Source organism: Bradyrhizobium sp. 62B (assembly GCF_030272265.2).
Lineage (GTDB): Bacteria > Pseudomonadota > Alphaproteobacteria > Rhizobiales > Xanthobacteraceae > Bradyrhizobium.
In genome coordinates this window covers 591,596-614,970 of sequence record NZ_CP092841.2, presented here as the reverse complement: position 1 = coordinate 614,970, position 23,375 = coordinate 591,596, and the positions used below count along the sequence as shown (strand labels likewise).

Genomic DNA, 23,375 nt, shown 5'->3' with positions numbered 1-23,375 from the left:
CAAGCCCGGGCACGCCGATGTGCAAAATATCAGCCGGCGTGATGCGATCGCATCACACCATGTATTGGCCGCCGTTGACCGTGAGCGTCGAGCCGGTGATGAAACCGGACTCGTCGGCCGCGAGGAACACGACCGCGCGCGCGATCTCTTCGGGTTCGCCGAGCCGGTTGGCCGGGATCTGCGGGATCACGTTCTTCTCCAGAACGTCCTTCGGCACCGCCTGCACCATTTCGGTGTTGATGTAGCCGGGGCAGATCGCGTTCACGGTAATGCCACCCTTGGCATTCTCCAGCGCGAGCGCCTTGGTGAAGCCGATATCGCCGGCCTTCGCCGCGGAATAGTTGACCTGGCCGAACTGTCCCTTCTGTCCGTTGATCGACGAGATCGAGATGATGCGGCCGAACTTGCGCGAACGCATGCCCTCGATGACCTGGCGCGTCATGTTGAACAGCGAACCGAGATTGGTGTTGATGACGGCGTTCCACTGCTCGAGCGTCATCTTGTGGAAGGCGGTGTCGCGGGTGATGCCGGCATTGTTGACGAGCACCTCGATCGGCCCGAGATCGGCCTCGACCTTCTTCACGCCTTCGGCACAGGCATCGAAGCTGCTGACGTCCCATTTGTAGACGGCGATGCCGGTCTCGGCCTTGAACTTCTCCGCCGCCGCGTCGTTGCCGGCGTAGCTCGCCGCGACCTTGTAGCCAGCTCCCTTCAGTGCCTTGCTGATCGCAGCACCAATGCCCCGCGTACCACCCGTGACCAATGCAACACGTGCCATGTCGTATTCCTTCCCTTGGACTCTTCCTTGGACTCTTCGGACGTTTCTGGAGTGATCGCTTTTTAACGTGGGATTATGCGGTTGGTTTGACGGACATCAAGAACAAAACGCCCGGCGTTGAGCCGGGCGTTTGATTTAGTCGAGGCCTGCGCGATTGCGAAGAATATTTGATTTGCAACCGCTGCCTTTTTAGTCGCGTGCAACGCACTCACCGACGTGTGCAGCGCACGCGCACGCCGCGCGTAAGCTGCACGTCAGCTATCGTCAGTCGCGCGCGATGCACATCGCGATGCCCATGCCGCCGCCGATGCACAGCGTGGCGAGGCCCTTCTTGGAATCGCGCTTCTGCATTTCGTGCAGCAGCGTCACCAGCACGCGCGCGCCGGACGCGCCGACCGGATGGCCGATCGCGATCGCGCCGCCATTGACGTTGACCTTGGAGGTGTCCCAGCCGAGGTCCTTGTTGACGGCACAGGCCTGGGCCGCGAAGGCTTCGTTGGCCTCGATCAGATCGAGATCGCCGACATTCCAGCCGGCCTTCTTCAGCGCGGCGCGCGACGCCGGGATCGGGCCCGAGCCCATGATCTTCGGATCGACACCGGCCTGCGCCCAGGACACGATACGCGCGAGCGGCTTCTTGCCTTCCTTGGCCGCCTGCTTGGCGGTCATCAGCACCACGGCGGCAGCGCCGTCATTGATGCCGGACGCAGAGCCCGCGGTAACAGTGCCTTCCTTCTCGAAGGCGGGACGGAGCTTGGCCATCGCCTCGAGCGTTGCGCCATGACGCGGATATTCATCGGCATTGACGACGACGTCGCCCTTGCGGGTCTTGATGGTGACGGGGACGATCTCGTCGTTGAACTTGCCGGCCTTCTGCGCCGCCTCGGCTTTCTGCTGCGAGGCGACCGCGAACTCGTCCTGCTGGGCGCGGGTGATCTGCCACTGCCGCGCGACGTTCTCGGCGGTGTTGCCCATGTGGTAGCCGTTGAAGGCATCCCACAGACCGTCCTTGATCATGGTGTCGACGAACTCGACGGGTCCCATCTTGACGCCGCCACGCAGATATTGGGCGTGCGGGGCCATGCTCATGGATTCCTGGCCGCCGGCAACCACGATTTCGGAATCGCCGTTGAGCAGCGCCTGGTAGCCGAGTGCGACCGTGCGCAGGCCCGAACCGCAAAGCTGGTTCACGCCCCAGGCCGGGCTCTCCACGGGGATGCCGGCGCCGATCGAGGCCTGACGGGCCGGGTTCTGGCCCTGAGCGGCGGTGAGGATCTGCCCCATGATGACCTCGGAGACCCGGCCGGGCTCGATGCCACCGCGCTCCAGCGCGGCCTTGATGGCGATGGCGCCAAGATCGTGGGCGGGAAGGGTCGCGAACGCGCCGTTGAAGCTTCCGACCGGGGTGCGGGCGGCGCTGACGATGACGACATCGTCTGACATGGGCATCTCCTGAGGCTTGAGGTTTCTTTGAAAGGGGCAGGCGGGGCTTTAGGGAAACGGCTCGCCAGTCTCGTCAGCCATCCTGTTAACGTCGTTGAGGCATGTCAATCGGCCGGCGACCGAATTCATGCCGCAGCGCATTCAAAATAGCGTTCTTGGCGCTTTCGCAAGCAAGATTTTGCTCCGCGATTAACCGTGCCGCACAAAACGGTAGCGTGACCCCTTTGAAAATGCTTATTTTGTTGCGTTGCGTACTCTTCCCGCCCTGCGGCATGGCCCGTCGGGTTCCCGTTCTCCGCGCTTGCAAGTGAGAGCCCATGGCGAAATCAGACCAACCCACCACCATCAAGAAATACGCGAACCGCCGGCTCTATAACACCGGGACGAGCACCTATGTGACGCTGGAAGACCTCGCCGCGATGGTCAAGGATGGTGAGGATTTCCTGGTCTATGACGCCAAGACCGGCGACGACATCACCCGCTCGGTGCTCGCCCAGATCATCTTCGAGCAGGAGAACAAGGCCGGCCAGAACCTGCTCCCGACCACCTTCCTGCGGCAGCTGATCCGCTTCTACGGAGACAGCATGCAGATGGTGGTGCCGAAATATCTGGAGCAGTCGATCGCGACCTTGACCCAGGAGCAGGAGAAGTTCCGCAAGCAGATCGCCAATACCCTGTCCGGCACTCCTTTTGCTCCTTTGGAGGAACAAGTCCGTCGCAACATGGAGCTGTTCCAGCAGACCTTCTCGATGTTCAAGCCCTTCGTCCCGCCGCGCCCGGGGGCCACTGCAGAGACGGAGACCGATGCGACCGCAGAAGCGCCGAAGGACAGCAACATCGACGATTTGCGCCAGCAGATGAAGGAAATGCAGGAACGCCTGGAGCGGATGTCGAAGAAGGACGAATAGTCCTTTCTATGCCCCGGCGCCCCAGGTGAGCCGGAGATGCGCCATGTCCGACCGAAGCTCCCATTGGGACAAAGTCTACGCCACCAAGGGCGAGACCGAGGTCAGCTGGTTTCAGACCAGCCCCTCGACCTCGCTCGCGATGATCAGGGCAGCCGATCCCGATCGCGAGACTGCCATCATCGATATCGGCGGCGGCGCCTCGCGTCTGGTCGATGCGCTATTGCAGGACGGATATCGCGACGTCGCCGTCCTGGATCTCTCTGCCCACGCGCTTGACGCGGCAAAGAAACGGCTCGGCGACGCCGCATCACGTGTCGATTGGATCGTCGCCGACGCCACGACGTGGCGGCCGCCGAAGACCTACCAAGTCTGGCACGACCGCGCCGCATTTCACTTTCTGACCGATCCGCGCGACAGGACGGCTTATGTCGAGCGCCTGCGGTCCGCGGTTGCCCCCGGCGGCCATGTCATCATCGCGACGTTCGCACCCGATGGTCCGGAGAAGTGCAGCGGCCTGCCGGTGCAGCGCCATGACAGCGCCAGCCTTCTCGCAGAGCTCGGGCCGGACTTCGCGCTGATCGAGACGCGCCGCGAGACGCATCATACGCCCTGGGATTCGACGCAGGCGTTCCAGTTCAGCCGGTTTCGGCGACGCGGATAGATCCCGTCATGGCCGGGCTTGTCCCGGCCATCCACGCATGACGACGTGCGAGGAAACCGTGGATGCCCGGGACAAGCCCGGGCATGACGACTGAGAGTCCAGATCACGCCGCCAGCTTCACCGCATGGGCAAAGTCCCAATAGAGCTTTCGCGCCTTGGCGTAGAACGGGCCCGGCTTCAGCTCGCGCTCGTCGATGCGGATCACCGGGGCGACCTTGGCGAAATTGCCGGTGGAGAAGATCTCGTCTGCGGCCAGGAAGTCGGCATAGCGCAACGTCTTCTCGACCACATTGACGCCGTCGCTGCGCAGCAGGCTGATGACGCGCTGGCGCGTGATGCCGTTGAGGAAGGTGCCGTTGGGCACCGGCGTATAGACCACGCCGTCCCTCGCCATGAACACGTTTGAATTGCCGAATTCCGCGACGTTGCCGAGCATGTCGAGCATCAGCGCGTTCTGGAAGCCGCGCGAGGCAGCTTCCGCGAGCGCGCGCGAATTGTTCGGATAGAGGCAGGCCGCTTTCGCCTCGACCGGCGCGCATTCGGCAGTCGGCCTGCGGAACGGCGACAGGGTGATGGCGTTGCCGACCGGCTTTGGCATCGGCGCCTCGTAGATGCACAGGCACCAATTGGTGGTCTCGGGGTCGAACAGCACGCCGCCGCCCGCGCCGTTCTGCGCCCAATACATCGGACGGACATAGAGCTCGGCATTCGCCGCAAAGCGAGCAATGCCTTCATTTGCCAGCGTCAGCCAGGTGCCGGTATCGACCACCGGCTTCAGGCCGAAATTGATCGCGGATTGATTGGCGCGCGCGACGTGACGGTCGAGATCGGGCGCGACGCCCTCGAAGGCGCGGGCACCGTCGAACACCACCGAGCCGAGCCAGGCCGCATGCGTGCGCGGGCCCATGATCGGCACGTTGCCGTCGTGCCATTTGCCCTCGAAGAAGGTCCAGCTCGGCGAATATTCGATCGGCTTCTTGATTTCGGCCATATCCGGCCTCCCTTGGAATATCCGGCCACTATTGTCCCAATTTCTAAACGATTTGCTGCCTGATTGGCACCCTCTGCTGGAGGGCAGACAAGCCAAACAGGCTATAATGCGGGCAATGATACGGAGTTCGCCATGCCGCTCGATCCGCTCGCAAAGCGCTTGTTGACCATGATGGCTGCGGCTGCGCCGCCAGCGCGAAGCCGGCCGAGCGTGGAGGCGCGGCGGCAATCGCTGGCCAAGCTGATGCAGTTCGCGCGCGCTGATGCGCCTGACGTGACGACACGCGACGGCGTGCTGCCCGGCCGCGCCGGCGAGCTGCCCTATCGTCTCTACACGCCTGCAAATGCCAGCGAACTTGCACCCGGCTTCGTATTCTTCCATGGCGGCGGCCTCGTCGCCGGCAGCATCGCCACGCATGATCGCATCGCGGCCGCGCTGGCGCATGCCACCGGCTGCCGCCTGGTTTCCGTCGATTACCGGCTCGCGCCGGAGCACAGATTTCCTGCCGCGGTCGACGACGCCATCGCCGCCACCGAATGGATCGCGCGCGAGGCGGCATCGCTCGGCATCGATGCGGACCGCCTGGTGGTCGGCGGCGATTCCGCCGGTGCAACGCTGGCTGCGATCGTATGCCAGGAGGCGGCGCAAACCGCCGGCCTTGCCATCGCGGCGCAATGCCTGATCTGCCCGGTGCTGGACTTCGAGGAGACCTCGCCCTCACGTGAGGCCTTCGCCGAGGGCCATCTGATCGATCGGGTCACGATCGAAGCCGATCTGTCCGACTACCTGCCTGACGGTATCGACGCGGCCGACCCGCGCGTGTCGCCCCTGCGCGCCACACGGCTCACGGGCCTGCCGACCGCGATCATCCACACGGCCGAGTACGACCCGATGCGCGACGAGGGCAATGCCTATGCCCGCAAGCTGCTCACTGCCGGCGTCGCCGTCGAGCATGTCTGCCACGACGGCATGGTTCATAATTTCCACGCGATGGGCGCGATCCTGCCGCAGGCGCAGCTCGTGCTGTCGCAGATCGGCGAGCAGGTGCGCCGAGCGGTGGAGAAGTAGCGCGAATCACACGCGCGCGTCGAGCACGGCTCTGGCTGCCGTGACATAGTCAGGCCAATGCATGTCCGCATAACGCTCCGCCTGCCTGGCGCAAGTCACGTCGGGCGCATGCGCTGCGGCAATCATGCGCGCAAACCGTTCTTCGGCAACCGTCGTGTCATCGCGCATCGGCACGGGGGTGGCTGCCCTTGCGGCCGGAGCGACGGCAAGCCCGGCCATTCCGGCGAGCAGGATGCGGCGTGACGTGGTCATGGCTGTCGTCCTCCATTGTCCGGCCTGCAGTCTGGCGGGCGAACCTGTCGTGCAATCCTCACAGAGTAGCCGCGGACGTCCGTGCCGTCCATCGCTCGCCGATATCGCTTGACCACACGAACGATCACGTTCCATCTAGCACGCGATTTTCGCCACCGCCTTCCACGCGTCGGATTGTCACGTGTCCCCTCACCGCCCATCGCGTCGTCCGACCTTGCGCGCCGTCGCGATGGGACTGGCCTGCGTGATGCTGTCGGCCAGCGCCGCCTTCTCTGCCGAAGATGAGGACGACGAACCGGCGAAACCTGCGATCCCGAACATCTATCTCGATTTGCGCACGACCTATGCGTCGATTCCGGCGGGCACGCTCGGGCTCGGTTTCGGCGCCACGTCGCTGTCGACCGCGCTCGAAGCCCTGGCGGTGCGCCGAGGCGCGACGCTGCCGAACGGTCTGCCGGCCGCGAAGTCCATTGCCGTCGACCTGCCGCTGACCGTCGACGTCAACGACCGCGTCTCGCTCTACGGCGGCGTGTCGGGCTCGACGACCGACATCGGCGGCGGCTGGTCGACGTTCGACGTCACGAGCTGGAACATCGGCGTGCAGGCCGACCTCCACCGGCAGGACGGCGGATCGATTCCGACCATCACGCTGCAATCGACCCTGACCCAATCGGTGCCGAACGATCAGGGCATGACGAATTCGCTCAACAACATTCTGGAATTCGACTACGCGCTGGACGAAGACGAGACGCGGGGCTGGCTGGCCGGCATGCAACATACCTACACCACCATCGCCAGCCCGTTCGCCAGCATCCGGCCGAACACGATCGTCTATGCCGGCGGCTATTACCAATGGCCGAGCAACTGGAAGTTCACCGGCCGCCTCGGCGTGCAGTCGTTCGGCGGCGCGCAGCTTGGCGGCCGAACGCTGGCCGAGTCCTTCACGCAGCCCATCCTGCGCCTCGACCTCGACCGCATGGATGACAATGACAACCGCCTGTTCGGCGTCACCGCGCAGATCGCCTGGACGCCGAAGCCGGCCTACCAGGTGACCTTGCGAACGCCGCTTTACGCCGTGCGCAATTGACTGCGATCATGGTGGACAGCTGGTAAAGCCAATCTACCGCTTGTTCCGGCATCGCAGGGCGGTCGCACTGGGCCGGCCTTGACGATGAGGGACTTTCGCAGGGCTTTCGGACCCCCGTGGTGGCTTCTCCCGGCCAAGGACTGCCGGTCGGTCTTTTGGCCGCCGCGCCCATCCGGTTACCTCTCGGCAATATGCTTGCGACAGACTGGGCCGGAGTCACGCGGGAGGCTGCGAATGTCCCATCTGGTCCCGGAACGGACGCTACTTGCTGGGAAGATCTTCTTCAATTTCGGCCAGTCGACGATCGATTGCGTCGTGCGACGGCTGACCGACGAGGCGGCGACGCTCGAGATGGAGAGCGGCCTCGGCGTGCCCGAGCGCTTCCAGCTTCGGCTGGCGGGGCGCGAGGTCCTGACCTGTCGCGTGGTCTGGCGATCGGACCGTCAGGTCGGGGTCGCTTTCGAGGAGCCGAACAATGTCGAGTCTCTCGCCGGCGAGGAGCGAAGGCGCTCGTCCGATGCGCTGATGCGCGGGCAGATGCTCGCACTTCGCGCAGCACTTGATTTCGTCCCGCTCGGCATCGTTCTGCTGGATGCCAATCTCCGTGCGAAGTTAATCAACCGCGCATTCCGTGAGATGTGGCTATTGCCGGACGAGGTCGCCAACAGCAATCCGTCATTCGTGACCCTGATGCATCACGGCCGCGATACAGTTGCTTACGAGATTCCGCCGGCTGAACTTGAAGCTTACGTCGCGGAGCGGGTCCGTCACGTCCAGGCGGGTGACGCCTCGCCGCTCGATCTGCGCCGCACCAAGGGTGACGTCGTGCGGATGCAGTGCACGCCACTGCCCGACGGCGGGCGAATGCTGACCTATACGCCCGTCACCGACATCGTGCGCTATTCCGACGAGCTGAAGTTGCTGCGCGACGCGCTCGAGAATGTCGAGGACGGCGTGCTGCTGCTCGATCGCGATCTCAACGCAAGCTTCATGAACAGGCGGATGCGCCGGTTCTGGGATGTGAGCGAACCGGAGGCGGCGAGCCGACCGACCTATGCATCACTGGTGAGCCGGGTCCATCGCGCGAGCGCGCCGGACCTTCCGGCGAACGAGCTGACAAAATTTCCCGCCAGGCGGGTCGCGGAGGTCAAGGCCGGCGACCATGTGCGCGACCTGCAGACGCCGGACGGAAGGCGCATCAGGGCCCATTGCACCACGATGTCGAACGGCGGCCGCATGCTGACCTATGTCGACATCACCGACCTCACGCAAAAGGCCGCGATGCTCGAGACGCTCGCGACCACCGACTCTCTTACCGGCCTCTACAATCGCCGCCACTTCCTCGAATCCCTCGATGCGGAGTGGAGCCGGTTCCAGCGCTATTATCGCTCCGTCTCGGTGCTGATGCTCGACATCGACCACTTCAAGTCGGTCAACGACCGCTACGGCCATGCCGTGGGCGACGCCGCGATCAGAGCGGTTGCGGCCGCGTGTCTCGACGGCAAACGCAAATCAGACCTCGTCGGCCGCCTCGGCGGTGAGGAGTTCGCCGTGCTGCTGCCCGAGACCAGCCTGTCACGTGCGAGGACTGTCGCCGATCGCATCCGTAAACGCGTGATGAGCGCGCAGATCATCGCCGGCGAGATTCAATTCGGCGTCACCGTGAGTGTGGGCATCGCGGAGGCAACCGTCAGCATGTCCGGCATCGACGCGCTGATGAGCGCGGCCGATCAGGCGCTCTACCAGGCCAAGGCCGAGGGCCGCAACCGCTGCATCGCCTTTGTGCCACCAGCGCCCGCAAGCAAGGCGGCGGAGTAATCGACACTATTGCGGCGGCACCGGAGCGTCGAACGCGCTCTGCGGATTGACGACGTGGTCGAGATCAAGCGCGAGCGACTCGCCCGTCGCGAGGAATGACGACAATTTGGCCTCGAACGGCGCCGGATCGAGGCCGCGGGCCTTCAGCCATTCGGGCTCGTAATAGGTCTGCCGATAGCGCTCGCCGGAATCGCAGATCAGCGTCACCAGCGATCCCACAACGTTGGCCTGACGCATCTCCGAGGCGAGCCGGCACAGCGCCAGGAAATTGGTGCCGGTGGAGCCGCCCACCGGGCGGCGCAGCCGGCGCGACAGCACGTTCATCGCCGCGATCGTGGCCGCATCCGGGATCTTCATCATGCGGTCGACCACGCCGGGCACGAAGGACGGCTCGCAACGGGGACGGCCGACCCCTTCGATCAGCGACGGGCGGTCGCAGACATGGGTGCGGTCCTGCGAGCGGAAGCAGTCGAAGAAGGCGGAATGCTCGACATCGGCAACGCACAGACGTGTCGGATATTGCCGATAGCGCAAATAGCGTCCGATGGTGGCCGAGGTGCCGCCGGTGCCCGCGCCCATCACGATCCAGTCCGGCAGCGGGCGCCGCTCGCCCTGCAACTGCGTGAAGATCGACTCGGCGATGTTGTTGTTGCCGCGCCAGTCGGTCGCCCGCTCGGCGAAGGTGAACTGGTCCATGTAATGGCCGTTCAGGCGCGAGGCGAGTGCGGCGGCTTCCGCATACAGCGCGCGGCCATCGTCGATCAGATGGCAATTGCCGCCATAATGCTCGATCGCGGCGATCTTCTCCGCCGACGTCGTGCGCGGCATCACGGCGTAGAAGGGGACGCCGATCATCTGCGCGAAATAGGCCTCCGACACCGCAGTCGATCCCGACGAGGCCTCGACCACGGGCGTGCCTTCTCGGATGTGGCCGTTGCAGAGCGCGTAGAGAAACAGCGAGCGCGCAAGGCGATGCTTCAGGCTGCCGGTCGGATGGGTGGACTCGTCCTTCAGATAGATGTCGATGCCTGACAGCGCCGGCACGATCAGCCGGATCAGATGCGTATCGGCGGTGCGGCATTGGTCGGCCTCGATCGCGGCCACGGCCTCATCGACCCAGCCGCGGCGATAGGCCGGCCCGGCCGGATCGTGGTGGCGGAAGGGGAGCGGCTCCATCGGCATGACCAGGCGATTCCTCGAAAACTGTCGTCCATCTAGCACGAGGCGCTTCGTGCACGCCGCTCAAAATTCCAGCGGCGCGTTGTCGACGACTTCCTTCATCACGAAGAAGGTGCGGGTCTGCCGCACGCCGGGCAGCGCGATGAGCTGCTCGCCGTGGATGCGGTTGAAATCCTCCATGTCGCCGACGCGGATCTTCAGGAAATAGTCGAAGTCGCCGGCGACGAGGTGGCAGTCGAGCACGAATTTCAGCCTGGCGATCGCCTGCTCGAAGGTGGCGAAGCTCTCCGGTGTCGAGCGGTCGAGCACGACGCCGACCATCACCAGCGTGCCCTTGGCCACCTTCTTCGGCGCAACCATGGCGCGGACGGCGGCGATGAAGCCGTCCTCGAACAGCCGCTGGGTCCGGCGATGGCAGGTGGCGGGGCTGATCGCGACTGAGACGGCCAGCTCGGCATTGCTGAGCCGACCGTTATTCTGCAGCAATCTCAGGATCTTAAGGTCGGTTCGATCGAGCCGGGCGGCCATGAAAGAAGCTTCCGCAGAAGAGTATCATTATGGAAGAATTATTAGCCAATCTCATCCTGGGCGCAAGAATAGCCGCAGTATGGACGCAAAATTCGAGAGCACCTTTTCCCGGGGCGATGCTAGGGAGCCCCCAGCACCAACGCCAATCGGGATGACCCATGAAGCTCGACAAATTTCCGCGCTACAAGCTGACCTTCGGCCCGACCCCCATCGAGAAGCTGGAGCGGCTGTCAAAGCATCTCGGCGGCCAGGTCGAGATCTATGCCAAGCGCGAGGACTGCAATTCCGGCCTTGCCTATGGCGGCAACAAGCTGCGCAAGCTCGAATACATCATCCCCGATGCGATCGCCTCCAACGCCGACACGCTGGTCTCGATCGGCGGCGTGCAGTCGAACCACACCCGCATGATCGCCGCGGTCGCCGCCAAGATCGGCATGAAGTGCCGCCTGGTGCAGGAAGCCTGGGTGCCGCACGAGGACGCCGTCTATGACCGCGTCGGCAACATCATGCTGTCGCGCATCATGGGCGCCGACGTGCGCCTGGTCGACGACGGCTTCGACATCGGCATCCGCAAGAGCTGGGAGCAGGCGATCGAGGAAGTGAAGGCCGCGGGCGGCAAGCCCTATGCGATTCCCGCCGGCGCCTCCGTGCACAAATATGGCGGGCTCGGCTATGTCGGCTTCGCCGAGGAGGTGCGCCAGCAGGAAGCCGAACTCGGCTTCAAGTTCGATTACATCATCGTCTGCACGGTGACCGGCTCCACCCATGCCGGCATGCTGGTCGGCTTCGCCGCCGACGGCCGCGCCCGCAAGGTGATCGGCATCGATGCGTCGTTCACGCCTGCACAGACCAAGTCGCAGGTGCTCGAGATCGCGAAGAACACGGCTGAACTCGTCGAGCTCGGCAAGGACCTCGTGGCTGACGACGTCATGCTGATCGAGGACTACGCCTATCCCGCCTATGGCGTGCCGTCGGAAGAGACCAAGGAAGCCATCCGCCTCAGCGCGCGCCTCGAAGGCATGATCACCGACCCGGTTTACGAGGGCAAGTCGATGCAGGGCCTGATCGACCTCGCGCAGAAGGGCTATTTCGAGAAGGGCGCAAAGATCCTGTACGCCCATCTCGGCGGAGCACCGGCGCTGAACGGCTATGCGTATGCCTTCCGCAACGGCTGAGGCATAAGGGAGGCGATAGCCGCCTCCTGCACCTTCGTAGCCCGGATGGAGCGTAGCGTAATCCGGGACGGTGCCGTTGATGCGCGAGATCCCGGATTGCGCTTCGCTCCATCCGGGCTACGGCATCTGCGATAGCGCCCTACCGCGTCTTGACGATCTGCAGCAGCTCGTCGCCGTAATGCTCAAGCTTCTTGTCGCCGATCCCCGGCACATTCCGCAGCTCATCCAGCGTGGTCGGCCAGGCCCGGACGATGCCGTCGATGGTGGCATCGTGCAGCACGACATAGGCCGGCACGCCGCGCTCACGGGCGATCTCCGAGCGCCACGAGCGCAGCCGCGCGCGCAGTTCGGGATCGACATCGCCTTGCGGGGCATTGGCGGCAGGCGCAAGGTCGCCGCGGCGGGATTTGCCGCGGCTTGCGCGAACGCGGGTGCCGGGCGCTTCCTCGCGCAGCCATACTTCGGTCTCGCCGCGCAGCACGCCGCGCGCGCTCTCGGTCAGCTTCAGCGCGCCATAGGCTTCGCTGTCGCTCTGCAAATGGCCCATCGCCACAAGCTGCCGCAGCACGGTGCGCCACTGCTTTTCGTTGAGCTCGCGTCCGATGCCGAACACCGACAATTTGTCGTGGCCGAACTGCGTCACCTTCTCGGTCAGGCGTCCGATCAGCACGTCGATCAGATGCATCGCGCCAAAACGCTGCCCCGTGCGATAGACGCAGGACAACAGCTTCTGCGCCAGCACCTTGCCATCGCGCATTTTCGGCGGCGTCAGGCAATTGTCGCAATTGCCGCAGCTCTCGCCCATCACGACCTCGCCGAAATAGGCGAGCAGCCGCCGGCGCCGGCAGTGCGGCGTTTCGGCAAGGCCGACCAGTGCGTCGAGCTTGCCGATCGAGACCCGCTTGAACTCGTCGGAGGCGCTGGATTCGTCGATCATGCGGCGCTGCTGCACGATGTCGGAGAGCCCATAGGCCATCCAGGCCGCCGACGGCTTGCCGTCGCGGCCGGCGCGGCCCGTCTCCTGGTAGTAGGCCTCAATGCTCTTGGGCAGGTCGAGATGGGCAACGAAGCGCACGTCGGGCTTGTCGATGCCCATGCCGAACGCGACGGTCGCGACGATGACGATGCCGTCCTCGTTGAGAAAGCGGTCCTGGTTGCGTGAGCGCAACGCTCCGTCGAGCCCGGCGTGGTAGGGCAGCGCTGCAATGCCGGCGTCTTGAAGCGCGGCGGCGACCTCCTCGACCCGGTTACGGGACAGGCAATAGACCACGCCGGCATCGCCCTCATGACCCTCCCGGATGAACTCCTTCAGCTGCGACACCGCGTTGCGCTTGTCGACAATTTCGTAGCGGATGTTGGGCCGGTCGAAGCTCGAGACGAATTGCGGCGCATCCGTCAGCTGAAGTCGCGCGACGATCTCCTTGCGCGTCAGATCGTCGGCGGTCGCGGTCAGCGCGATGCGCGGCACGTCGGGAAAGCGCTCGGCGATGATGGAGAGGCCGACATATTCGGGACGGAAGTCATGGCCCCATTGCGAAACGCAATGCGCTTCGTCGATCGCGAACAGCGCCACTTTCGCCTGCGCCAGCAGCGACAGGCAGCGCGGCGTGACCAGGCGTTCCGGCGCGACATAGAGCAGATCGAGATCCCCCGCGAGCAGGCGGCGCTCGATGTCGGAGGCTTCCTGGAACGACAGTGACGAATTCAGCGCGGCGGCATTGACGCCCGCCTCGATCAGGCCGGCGACCTGATCGCGCATCAACGCGATCAGCGGCGACACCACGATGCCGCAGCCTTCGCGCAGCAGGGAAGGGAGTTGATAGCACAGCGACTTGCCGCCGCCGGTCGGCATCAGCACCAGGCAATTGCCGCCCTCGGTGACATGCCGGACGATCTCTCCCTGCGCGCCGCGAAAACCCGGCAGGCCGAACACCGAATGCAGCACCGAGAGCGCATCGCGGCCGTTGGCCGGCGCAGGCAGCGGGGCGGTGGAGGGAGCGGGCATGAGCGGGATGGAACCAGGCCTTGAGATTCGTCACAAGGCCAGTCGCATGCTGGCGCGGGCGTGGCAAGGGCGTTTGCTCCCGAGGCGTGGCTCTCTCCCTCTCGCCCTACAGGGGGAGAAGGGAAGACGACACTACGCCCCGATCCTGCGCAGCGCCTCTGCGACCGTCACGATCGGCATGTTGCGCTTGCCGGCCGCTTTCAGCGCGTGACGCATCAGGTCCGGCGTGCAGCCATACGGGCTCGGCTTCTCGGCAACGTCGTGCCCATAGAAGATCAGCCAGCCGCCGCTCGCGACGGCCTCGTCGAAATAGCGATCGACGCCCGCGCGATCGATCTCGCGATCGATCAGGGGCGAGGCACGCAGGAATTGGAGATCGATGACGTCGCTATTGACGCCGGGAAGGATGCCACGTGCCGAACGGAACACCTTGGCAAGCTGCGGCTTGCGCCAGACCGAGGCGATGCCATAGGGATAGGCGAAATTCTCCAGCGTGATCGAGGAATCGATCGCACGAAAATAGGCGCGATTCCGCTCGATCTCGCGCGCCATGGCGCCCTCGTCGAGATTGGCCGAGCTCTGGTGTGAGAAGGTATGGCAGGCAATCTCGTGACCGGTGCGGTGAAGCCGGACGATCGCGTCATGCGACAAGCCATGCCAATGATCCGATGGCTGGCCGATCAGGCTGCCGGCGAGATAGAACGTGCCCCGGCCGCCATGCTGTTCGAGAAGTTCGGCGCCCTGCCCTGCTGCGCTGTCGGGGGCGTCATCGAAAGTGAAGCTCACGATCGGCGCATGCGAGGTGGGCAGCCGATGCGGCGCGGCACGGAAATGCCGGGCCAGCCGATTGCTCACGCGTCCCTGGAGTGCCGACCACACGACCTAAGCTTCCCGTGATTTGCGTATTTCTGTACTGAAACATTCGCGCGCCGGGTGAGGCAAGCCTAACGCTTGGGTAATCCTAACGCGGAACCAACATCCCTGGACGGACGCGCGAGGATCGGCGCCTCGGCTGCCGCGCTGAGATATCGCAACCAGTTGCGAAAAAGCACGGCCGCCGCGCTGCCGGCACCGATATCAGCGCGCAAGGTCAGCCCGGGCAGCTCGTTCGCGAGTGCCGGATGACGCTGGTGCGCCGCCTTCTTCTCGAAGCGGAGCAATTTCTCTTCCGTCGCTGCGTCAAAATAGCTCACGGGCAGGCGCGGATAGGTCTCGCGCTCCCGCGCGAGATAGCGGCCGATGTCGCGCAGATATTCGCGCTGGAGCGACAGCGCGTCGTATTCGGGATGCCCCTGGAAGAACACGAAGCGGCTGGCATATTGGCGAACGAAGACGTCGACGCCGGCCTCTGGCGAACGGGTCAGCACCTGATAACCGGCCTGAACCAGGTCGCTCTCCGCGATCTCGTTCAGCCGCGAATGCGAGACCTTCAGCGGCGCGGGCGCGGCGCGCGTCAGTGCATCGCTCGTCATCAGGTCGCAATCGAAGATGCCGTGGCACTTGGCCGGCAGCCGTCGCCGTGCGATGCCGTCGAGATGCAGCACCGCCGCGTGCGCGGCAAGGCACGACCAGATCGTCGAGCGCGTATTGGCCTTGGCCCAGTCGATGAGCTCGGTGAGATCGCGCCAGTACGGCTCCTGGTCGAGCTCGGGCGCGACGGGCTCTGCGCCTGTCACGATCAGCCCGTCGAATTTCAGGCGCTTGAGATCGGAGAGGTCGGAATACTCGCTCTCGACGCGCCATTTTGCTTCCGGCGACCGCTTCACGGTGGGAAGCGAGAAGCAGTGGAAACGGATGCGGCACGGGCCTGCTGCGGCCTGGAGCAGCTTCATGAACTGCCGCTCGGTCGCCTTCAGCGCGGGATCCGGCATGTTGTTGACGAGCCCGATGGTAAGCTCGGCGCCGGGATCGCGCGCGAGATCGCGCTCGGTCGGCACCAGCGCCGGGCTCGAGATGACTTGATCCCTGTCGATCAGGATCGTCATTGGCGGTGCCGCCTACTCCGCGGCCTCGAGGCGCGCCGACCGGCAGGCCTTGTCCAGCGCCTGGTCGATGTCCTCGATGATGTCGGAGACGTGCTCGATGCCGATCGAGAGCCGGATGGTTTCCGGCAGCACGCCGGCAACGCGCTGCTGCTCGGCCGACATCTGGCGGTGGGTGGTGGAGGCCGGATGGCAGGCCAGCGACTTGGCATCGCCGATATTGACGAGACGCGTGATCAGCTTCAGCGCGTCATAAAAGGTCTTGCCGGCCTCCATGCCGCCCTTGATGCCGAAGGTGAACAGCGAGGAAGCGTTGCCGTCGAGATATTTCTGCACCAGCGGATAATAGGGGCTGTCGGGAAAGCCGGTGTAATTGACCCAGGCGACGCGCGAATCCTTGCGCAGGAATTCGGCGACCTTGCGGGCGTTCTCGACATGGCGCTCCATGCGCAGCGCGACGGTCTCGATGCCCTGGAGCAGCAGGAAGGCGTTGAACGGCGACAGCACCGAACCCATGGTGCGCTGATAGACGCTGCGCGCACGCTCGATATAGGCGGTGCGGCCGAACCGTTCGGCATAGACGAGGCCGTGATAGGAGGCATCCGGCTTGTTGTAGGCGGGGAAACGATCCGCGTGCTTCGCCCAGGGAAAATTTCCGGAATCGACGATGGCGCCGCCGAGCGTTGTGCCGTGGCCGCCCAAGAACTTGGTCAGCGAATGCACGGCGATGTCGGCGCCGTAGTCGAACGGCTTGAGCAGGATCGGGGTTGCGACCGTGTTGTCGACGATCAGCGGCACGCCATGGGCATGCGCAACCTTGGCCAGGGCCTCGATGTCGCAGACATTGCCGGCGGGATTGCCGATGGTCTCGGCGAACACCGCGCGGGTGTTCTCGTCGATCAGCCTCTCGACCGCATCCGGCGTGTCGCTCTCGGCGAAGCGGCCGGTGATGCCCTGCCGCGGCAGAATGTGCGAGAGCAGCGTGTGCGTTGTGCCGTAGAGCTGCGGCACGGAAACGATGTTGCCGCCGTGATCGGCGACGTTGACGAAGGCGAAATGCAGCGCCGCTTGCCCGGTCGCAACCGCCAGCGCGCCGACGCCGCCTTCGAGCTGCGCGATGCGCTTCTCCAGCACCGCGCTGGTCGGATTGGCAATGCGGCTGTAGCGAAAACCTTCGGCTTCGAGATTGAAGAGGGCTGCGCCGTGATCGGCGCTGTCGAAGGCATAGGCCGCGGTCTGGTAGATCGGCACGGCAACCGCGTGCGTGGTGGCTTCGGGCTCGTAGCCGGCGTGAATAGCGATCGTCTCGTTGCGCATCGTGCCACCTCCGCGTGGGGCGGGCCGCACTCATTGGCCTGGAATGAGGCATGTGCGTTTTCCGCCACGTCCGTGTTAGAGGCGGGTGGTAAAGCGGACAATAATTCGCTTAGAGATCGAGGAAGTAACCCTAACCGTTATTGGCGAATTGGCCGGAATTCGGGTTAAATTGCATTAATCAATCAGCGGCGGCGATGTCGGCCACCGATCCTCCATGGGATCAACCGAGCCTTACTCGGCAGCCAATGCCGCTTGCAGGTCCGGCTTCTCGGGCCAAGCCTCATGCATATCGTCTGCGGTCGGCTTGATGCGGAACCACGCGGCATAGAGCGCAGGAAGGAACAGCAAGATCAGAACCGTTCCGAGCGCGGTGCCGCCGATCAGCGTGTAGGCCATCGATCCCCAGAACACGGAATGAGTGAGCGGGATGAAGGCCAGCACGGCAGCCAAGGCGGTCAGGATCACGGGCCTCGTGCGTTGCACCGTGGCTTCGATGACGGCGTGATAGTCGTCAAGGCCGGCGGCAAGGTTGTCCTTGATCTGTTCGGTCAGAATCAACGTGTTGCGCATCAGGATGCCCGCCAGTCCGATCAGGCCCAGGATCGCGTTGAATCCGAACGGCTGGTTGAAGATGAGCAGTGCCGGCACGACACCGACCAGGCCGAGCGGTCCTGTCAGGACGACCATCGCCATCGTCGAGAAGGACCGCACCTGCAGCATGACAACGATCAGCATCGCGGCGATCATGGCCGGGAAGATCGTCGCCAGCGCGTCGTTGGCCTTGGTCGCTTCCTCGATCGATCCGCCCAGCTCGATACGATAGCCGGCCGGAAGGGATGCGATCAGGGGCTGCAGGGCTGTCTTGATCTCCTTGGAGACTTCCGGGGGTTGGGACGCCTCATTGATGTCGGAGCGTATGGTGACGACGGGGGTGCGATCGCGCCGCTTCATGATCGGCTCTTCGAGGCGGATTTCCGAATGACCGACCTGGTCGAGCGGAATCGCGCGGCCGTCGCGGCTCATCAATGAGAAATCCGCCAGGCGCGCCGGATCGAGCCGCTCGCCACCCGCGCTGCGTGCCACGATGGGCACATTGCGGATGTCCTCGCGGACCTGCGTCACGGCGATGCCGGTGAGCAGGAACTGGAGTTGGCGACCGACCTCGGCCGGCGAAAGGCCGATCAGGTTCAGTCGATCCTGATCCGGCACGAAGCGAAGCACGGGCGTGCGATCGCCCCAATCCCGATTTGCCTGCCGCGCGTCATGAACACCGCGCATCACTTCGAGAGCCTTTTGCGAGATGGCGTACAATTGCGCGGGATCCGGCCCCATCACACGAAACTCGACCGGGAACGGCGTATAAGGTCCGAACACGAGTTGGGTGACGCGCACATTGGCCTCGGGTGCAAGGCCCTGCGACACGGTTTGTCGGAGCCGGTGCTTCAAAGCCTCGCGCGCTTCCGCGTCAGGCGTCAGGACGACGATCTTTGCGAAGGCCGGATCGGGCAGCTCGGGCGCCATCGCGAAGAAGAAGCGCGGCGCACCCTGGCCGACATAGCTGGTGATAATCTTGGCCTCGGGTTGATCGTGCAGCCAACCCTCGAGCTTCTCGACAGTGGCCGTCGTCGTCTCGATGCTGGTGCCCTCAGGCAGACGAACCTCCACCAGCACTTCCGGGCGGTCAGAGGTCGGAAAGAACTGCTGCTTGACACCACTCATGCCGACGACGGAGAGCGCGAAGGCGACGGCGACGATGCTGCAGGTCAGGAATTTGTGGCGGACGGCTAGGGTGATCACGCCTCGCAGGCGCTGATAGTTGGGCGTGCCGTAGATCGCGTGGTGACCGCCTTCGACCGGCTTGATCGCGGGCAGCATCTTGACGCCAAGATACGGCGTGAAGATCACGGCGACGATCCAGGAGACGATGAGGGCGAACCCCACGACCCAGAAGATGTTGCCGGCGTATTCGCCGGCGGTCGAGCGGGCAAAACCCACCGGCAGGAAGCCCGCGATCGTCACCAGCGTTCCGGACAGCATCGGCGCCGCGGTGTGGCTCCACGCATAGGCGGCCGCCGAGATGCGGTCCATGCCCTCTTCCATCTTCACGACCATCACTTCAATCGCGATGATGGCGTCGTCGACGAGGAGACCGAGCGCCAGAATCAAGGCGCCGAGCGTGATGCGGTCGAAGAACCGGCCTGTCTCCAGCATGATCAGGAACACGACGGCGAGCGTTAGGGGCACGGCAGCTGCCACGACGATGCCGACGCGCCAGCCAAGGCTGAGCAGGCTCACCAGCAGCACCACGCCGAGCGCCATCGCGAACTTCATCATGAATTCGTCGACCGCCGAGGTGATGTTGACGGCTTGGTCGCTGACCTTGGCCAGGGTCATCCCGAGCGGCAGCGTCCGGGCGATCGCCGCGGACCTCTCCTCCAGCGCCTTGCCGAGCGCCAGGCCGTTCCAGCCCTCCTGCATCACCGCCGCGAGCATGATCGTGGGCTCACCCTGGTGCCTGATGATGTAGGTGGGAGGATCCTCGTAGCCGCGGCGGACCTCGGCGATGTCGGACAGCTTCAGCGTCCGCCCGGCAGCGACGATCGGCGTGTCTGCGATCCCCTGGACGCTGTCATAAGCGCCGTCGACCCGGATGAAGACCTGCGGGCCCTTGGTGTCGATCGAGCCTGCCGGTGTCACCGTGTTCTGCCGCTGCAAGGCAGCAACGATATCCGTTGCCGACACACCGAGAGTTGCCAGTTTGGCAAAGGAAAACTCGACGAAGATCTGTTCGGGACGCTCGCCGAGAATGTTGATCTTCTTGACGCCGGGCACGTGCAGCAGGTCCTGGCGAATGGTCTCGGCCTGCCTGGCGAGCTCGCGCATCGGCATGCCCTTGGCCTTGAGGGCATAAAGCGCGAAGCTGACGTCCGAATATTCGTCGTTGACGAAGGGGCCGAGCACGCCAGAGGGCAGCTTGCGCGCTTCATCGCCCAGCTTCTTGCGGGCCTGATAGAACTCCTCCTGCACGCTCGATGGCGGCGTGCTGTCCTTCAGCGTCACCGTCATGTAGGCATAGCCGGGCCGCGTCGTCGTCTCCACCCGATCGTACCAGGTCAGCTCCTGAATCCGCTTCTCCAGGGGTTCGGCGACCTGGTCCTGCATCTCGCGTGCGGTGGCGCCGGGCCAAACGGTGGTGACCGTCAGGGTCTTGATGGTGAAGGACGGGTCCTCGGCCCGTCCGAGCTTGAAGAAGGCGTAGGCGCCCGCGGCCGCCAGCAGGAGGATGAAGAACAGGGTGACGGCCCGCTCGCGAACGGCGAGCGCGGAAAGATTGAAGCTCATCAGTTGCTCCTGCTGTCCGCGGCAGTCCTGACGTGGGCACCTTCGTGCAGGAGATGAGCGCCGAGTGAAACGATCTGGTCACCGGACCTCGATCCGGAGATAACGGCCGTCTCGCTGGTCACACGCAGAAGCTTGACGGGCTGCAGGCGTACGGTCGAGGTCGCACCGTCGAAGACCCAGATGCCGGTCGTTCTGCCGTCGTCGAGCACGGCTCCCAGCGGCACCTGGACTTCCGGTTGACTGTCCTGGCTTGCAAGCCGAATGGTGACCGTCGCGCCAAGCGGCGCCGCCGCGGCCTCACCATCGAGCACGTAGCGGGCCTCATAGGTCCGGGTCTGCGGATCGGCGGAATCCGACAGCTGACGAAGATGTGCGGTATGGCGGCGTCCGTCGCTTCCATACAGACTCGCCTCCGCGAGCGAGCCGATAGCCGGCCGGATCGTCTCCGGAAGCGCCACCACGGCTTCGCGAGGACCGGACTGTGCCAGCCGAACGACAGCTTGGCCGGCGGAGACGACTTGTCCGGGCTCACCAAGCGTCTGCGTGACCGTCCCGTCGGCATCGGCAACCAGGACGGAGTAGGTCGCCTGGTTCTCGGCAACCCCGGCATCGGCTTCCGCAGCGGCAAGCTGCGCTTTGGCGGTGTCCGATGCGGCCTTCGCCTGCTCGTAGCGTTGCTTTGACGTCCATCCGTCGTTCATCAGATTGGCGTAGCGCCGCTCGTCGGCATCGGTCTGCACGACAATTGCGCGCGCAGCGGCAACGGCGTTGCGCTTCGCGGTGAGCGCGAGACGGAGATCGGTTTCGTCGATCCGCATCAGCGGCTGGCCGGATTTGACCTGCTCACCGACATTCACGAGTCGTTCGACGATCTTTCCGGCGACGCGAAAGCCGAGATTGCTTTCCACGCGGGCGCCGATGGTCGCGGTAAAACCGCGTTCAGATCCTCCGACCCGGTTGGGGGTCACCAGACGGACCATCGGTGGCTCCTGCCTGGGGTCGCTAACTGCAGAAGCTTCTTGGGCGGGAATCGCAAGAGCAACGAAAGTCGCCACCCCCGCCGGGACCAAAATACCGGCGAGCACCGCAATACCCCTTTTCATGGCCGTCTCCATTGAGAGTTAGATTACGCACGAACTCTATACAGAATTAGATTTCGCTCGCAATCTAAATTGCGACGGATAACGGGAGCGTGATCCCTCGATCGGAGGTTTTCCTCGGGCGGCGGCCAAATTCCTGGGAGCTGATAGATTGCAGTTGAACTCTATATTTGTTATAGAGGTCAAACGAAATCCAAATGGAGGTCCACGATGCGAGTGAGTCGCACCCAGGCGGCCGAGAACCGCCAAACCGTGATCAATGTGGCCAGTCGCCTCTTTAGGGAGCGCGGCTTTGATGGCATCGGCCTCAAAGATCTGATGAAGGGGGCCGGGCTCACCCAAGGCGCCTTCTACAAGCAATTCGCTTCGAAAGAGGATCTGGCGGTCGAGGCGTCCAGGCGCGCATTGGAAAGCGCGTCCGGCCGATGGTCAGACGCGGCCACGGCACATCCCGATGATCCGCTCGGCGCGGTAATCTCGTTCTACCTCAGTGGCGACCATCGCGGAGAAAGGATGGACGGCTGCCCGATCGTGGCGCTCGGCGCAGATGCCGCCCGACAAGGCCCCGAGGTGAAGGCGGAATTCGAAGCGGGGATCAAGGCGCATCTCGACGTGCTCAGCGGCTTCCTAGCCGGAGCCGGCGAGGAGGCCTCGCGCGGCAAGGCCATGGCCATCCTCGCGACGATGATCGGCGCGGTGACGCTGTCGCGCGTCGTCAACGACCCCGACCTGGCTCAGGCGCTGTTGGATGCCGCGGCCGAGCAGGTTCGCGACACCGCAGCCGCTTGAATGGATGGGCCGGTGTTCCGATTGAATGGGTGCGAGCCCATTTGCTGACTCCAGATAGACGAGAAGAGAACGATGTCGAAAGAAGCAACGGATAGCTTCGCCGGAAAATGGGCGCTGGTCACGGGGGCGTCGAGTGGCCTCGGCCTCGAATTCGCAGATCTCCTGGCAGCGCAGAAGGTCAATCTCGTCTTGGCGGCTCGACGGCGGGAGCCGATGGACAAGCTTGCCTCCGATCTCCGCAGCAAATACGGGGTGGATGTGCTGGTCGAAGCGATCAATCTTGCCGCGCCGGACGCGGCCAGCCGCCTGAAAAGCAGTCTCGACGCGAGGTCCGTGACGATCGACATTTTGGTGAACAATGCCGGCTTCGGCTTGCACGGCGATTTCTTGGACACGCCGATCGAGCAGACCGCGAACATGATCCAGCTCAACATCACCACGCTCACAGAGCTGACCTATCTATTCGGCCGCGACATGGCTCAGCGGCGATCCGGACATATCCTTCTGATCGCCAGCCTCCTGGCCTTCCAGGCCGTTCCCAGCTATGCGGCCTATGCAGCGACCAAGGCTTACGTGCTGGCCTTTGGCGAGGCCCTGCATGATGAACTCCGCCCACATGGTGTGGTCGTGACCAGTCTTTGCCCGGGACACACGGCGACAGGCTTTGATGCGGCAGCCGGCGCAACCGCTTCAAGCTTGCTGCGGCTCCTCACCATGAAGCCGCGTCCGGTCGCCACGAGCGGCATTCGGGCGCTCATGCAAGGAAAGCCCACCGTGATCGCAGGCCTGTCGAACAAGATGGCTGCCTTTTCAAATCGTTTGACGCCGCGATCAATGCAAAGGGCCACGATGAAGAGGATAATGGACGCCTAACGCCTGGAGCGGCTGCATGTGGGCGCTTATCGACCCGCGTTCTACCCACGTGGTTCGGACGCGGCTAAACCGACATATG

The 23,375-nt window shown here is 64.2% G+C and carries 20 protein-coding genes; 8 read left to right on the top strand and 12 right to left on the bottom strand.

The genetic code is table 11. The annotated features are described in order from the left end of the window. Nucleotides 1-52 precede the first annotated feature (52 nt). Together phbB and ML401_RS02875 are read right to left on the bottom strand one after the other, a co-directional pair. Nucleotides 53-778 (bottom strand): acetoacetyl-CoA reductase, encoded by a 726-nt coding sequence (gene phbB / locus ML401_RS02880; protein WP_285809666.1) that lies wholly within the window; start codon nt 776-778, stop codon nt 53-55. Nucleotides 779-1,042: 264 nt separating this feature from the next. Further along, nucleotides 1,043-2,221 carry an acetyl-CoA C-acetyltransferase gene (locus ML401_RS02875; protein WP_285809665.1) on the bottom strand — a complete coding sequence of 393 codons (1,179 nt, stop codon included), beginning with the start codon at nt 2,219-2,221 and terminating at the stop codon, nt 1,043-1,045. 317 nt (nt 2,222-2,538) lie between these two features. Between ML401_RS02875 and phaR the strand changes: the two genes are divergently transcribed. Beyond that, the gene (gene phaR / locus ML401_RS02870; protein WP_194405566.1) at nt 2,539-3,129 is read left to right on the top strand and encodes a polyhydroxyalkanoate synthesis repressor PhaR; all 591 of its coding nucleotides are present in this window, start codon (nt 2,539-2,541) and stop codon (nt 3,127-3,129) included. Nucleotides 3,130-3,172: 43 nt separating this feature from the next. Beyond that, entirely contained in the window at nt 3,173-3,790 is a 618-nt protein-coding gene (locus ML401_RS02865; protein ID WP_285809664.1) for a trans-aconitate 2-methyltransferase, read from the top strand. 103 nt (nt 3,791-3,893) lie between these two features. Here ML401_RS02865 and ML401_RS02860 read toward each other — a convergent pair whose 3' ends face one another. Continuing rightward, on the bottom strand, nt 3,894-4,781 hold the full coding sequence (locus tag ML401_RS02860; protein WP_259215216.1) for a branched-chain amino acid aminotransferase: 888 nt from the start codon (nt 4,779-4,781) through the stop codon (nt 3,894-3,896). A gap of 132 nt (nt 4,782-4,913) precedes the next feature. Between ML401_RS02860 and ML401_RS02855 the strand changes: the two genes are divergently transcribed. Next, on the top strand, nt 4,914-5,849 hold the full coding sequence (locus ML401_RS02855; protein ID WP_285809662.1) for an alpha/beta hydrolase: 936 nt from the start codon (nt 4,914-4,916) through the stop codon (nt 5,847-5,849). Nucleotides 5,850-5,855: 6 nt separating this feature from the next. Here the strand turns inward: ML401_RS02855 and ML401_RS02850 are convergent, their stop codons facing one another. Beyond that, nucleotides 5,856-6,101, bottom strand: coding sequence for a hypothetical protein (locus ML401_RS02850; RefSeq protein WP_211419975.1), 246 nt, complete (start codon nt 6,099-6,101; stop codon nt 5,856-5,858). Nucleotides 6,102-6,315: 214 nt separating this feature from the next. Between ML401_RS02850 and ML401_RS02845 the strand changes: the two genes are divergently transcribed. Together ML401_RS02845 and ML401_RS02840 are read left to right on the top strand one after the other, a co-directional pair. Then, complete coding sequence (locus ML401_RS02845; protein WP_285812803.1) at nt 6,316-7,188, top strand: hypothetical protein; 873 nt, start codon at nt 6,316-6,318, stop codon at nt 7,186-7,188. A 234-nt stretch (nt 7,189-7,422) separates the two neighbouring features. Next, a complete protein-coding gene (locus ML401_RS02840; protein WP_211419974.1) occupies nt 7,423-9,006 on the top strand; it encodes a sensor domain-containing diguanylate cyclase in 1,584 nt (527 codons plus the stop codon). A 6-nt stretch (nt 9,007-9,012) separates the two neighbouring features. On the opposite strand, the gene ML401_RS02835 is transcribed toward ML401_RS02840, so the two are convergent. Further along, nucleotides 9,013-10,182, bottom strand: coding sequence for a PLP-dependent cysteine synthase family protein (locus ML401_RS02835; RefSeq protein WP_285812802.1), 1,170 nt, complete (start codon nt 10,180-10,182; stop codon nt 9,013-9,015). Nucleotides 10,183-10,248: 66 nt separating this feature from the next. Continuing rightward, nucleotides 10,249-10,713: an Lrp/AsnC family transcriptional regulator gene (locus ML401_RS02830; protein ID WP_194405560.1), complete on the bottom strand. Its 465-nt coding sequence runs from the start codon at nt 10,711-10,713 to the stop codon at nt 10,249-10,251. A 158-nt stretch (nt 10,714-10,871) separates the two neighbouring features. Here ML401_RS02830 and ML401_RS02825 point away from each other — a divergent pair, with 158 nt between their 5' ends. Beyond that, complete coding sequence (locus ML401_RS02825) at nt 10,872-11,888, top strand: 1-aminocyclopropane-1-carboxylate deaminase (protein WP_285809659.1); 1,017 nt, start codon at nt 10,872-10,874, stop codon at nt 11,886-11,888. Between the two features lie 139 nt (nt 11,889-12,027). Here the strand turns inward: ML401_RS02825 and recQ are convergent, their stop codons facing one another. The 6 genes from recQ to ML401_RS02795 all read right to left on the bottom strand — a co-directional run bounded on the left by recQ (nt 12,028) and on the right by ML401_RS02795 (nt 21,637). Beyond that, nucleotides 12,028-13,893, bottom strand: a complete 1,866-nt coding sequence (gene recQ / locus ML401_RS02820; protein ID WP_285809657.1) for a DNA helicase RecQ — start codon at nt 13,891-13,893, stop codon at nt 12,028-12,030. 132 nt (nt 13,894-14,025) lie between these two features. Beyond that, a complete protein-coding gene (locus ML401_RS02815; protein ID WP_310473239.1) occupies nt 14,026-14,772 on the bottom strand; it encodes a polysaccharide deacetylase family protein in 747 nt (248 codons plus the stop codon). 65 nt (nt 14,773-14,837) lie between these two features. After that, a complete protein-coding gene (locus ML401_RS02810) occupies nt 14,838-15,878 on the bottom strand; it encodes a homoserine O-succinyltransferase (RefSeq protein ID WP_259215210.1) in 1,041 nt (346 codons plus the stop codon). Between the two features lie 12 nt (nt 15,879-15,890). Beyond that, nucleotides 15,891-17,192: an O-acetylhomoserine aminocarboxypropyltransferase/cysteine synthase family protein gene (locus ML401_RS02805; RefSeq protein WP_259215209.1), complete on the bottom strand. Its 1,302-nt coding sequence runs from the start codon at nt 17,190-17,192 to the stop codon at nt 15,891-15,893. A 231-nt stretch (nt 17,193-17,423) separates the two neighbouring features. Further along, on the bottom strand, nt 17,424-20,534 hold the full coding sequence (locus ML401_RS02800; protein ID WP_285809655.1) for an efflux RND transporter permease subunit: 3,111 nt from the start codon (nt 20,532-20,534) through the stop codon (nt 17,424-17,426). Beyond that, the gene (locus ML401_RS02795) at nt 20,534-21,637 is read right to left on the bottom strand and encodes an efflux RND transporter periplasmic adaptor subunit (RefSeq protein ID WP_259215207.1); all 1,104 of its coding nucleotides are present in this window, start codon (nt 21,635-21,637) and stop codon (nt 20,534-20,536) included. The genes ML401_RS02800 and ML401_RS02795 overlap by 1 nt, the downstream gene beginning before the upstream one ends. A gap of 207 nt (nt 21,638-21,844) precedes the next feature. On the opposite strand from ML401_RS02795, the gene ML401_RS02790 reads away from it, so the two are divergent. After that, nucleotides 21,845-22,423: a TetR/AcrR family transcriptional regulator gene (locus tag ML401_RS02790; RefSeq protein ID WP_259215206.1), complete on the top strand. Its 579-nt coding sequence runs from the start codon at nt 21,845-21,847 to the stop codon at nt 22,421-22,423. A gap of 72 nt (nt 22,424-22,495) precedes the next feature. Continuing rightward, complete coding sequence (locus tag ML401_RS02785) at nt 22,496-23,296, top strand: SDR family oxidoreductase (protein ID WP_285809651.1); 801 nt, start codon at nt 22,496-22,498, stop codon at nt 23,294-23,296. The last annotated feature ends 79 nt before the right edge of the window (nt 23,297-23,375 follow it).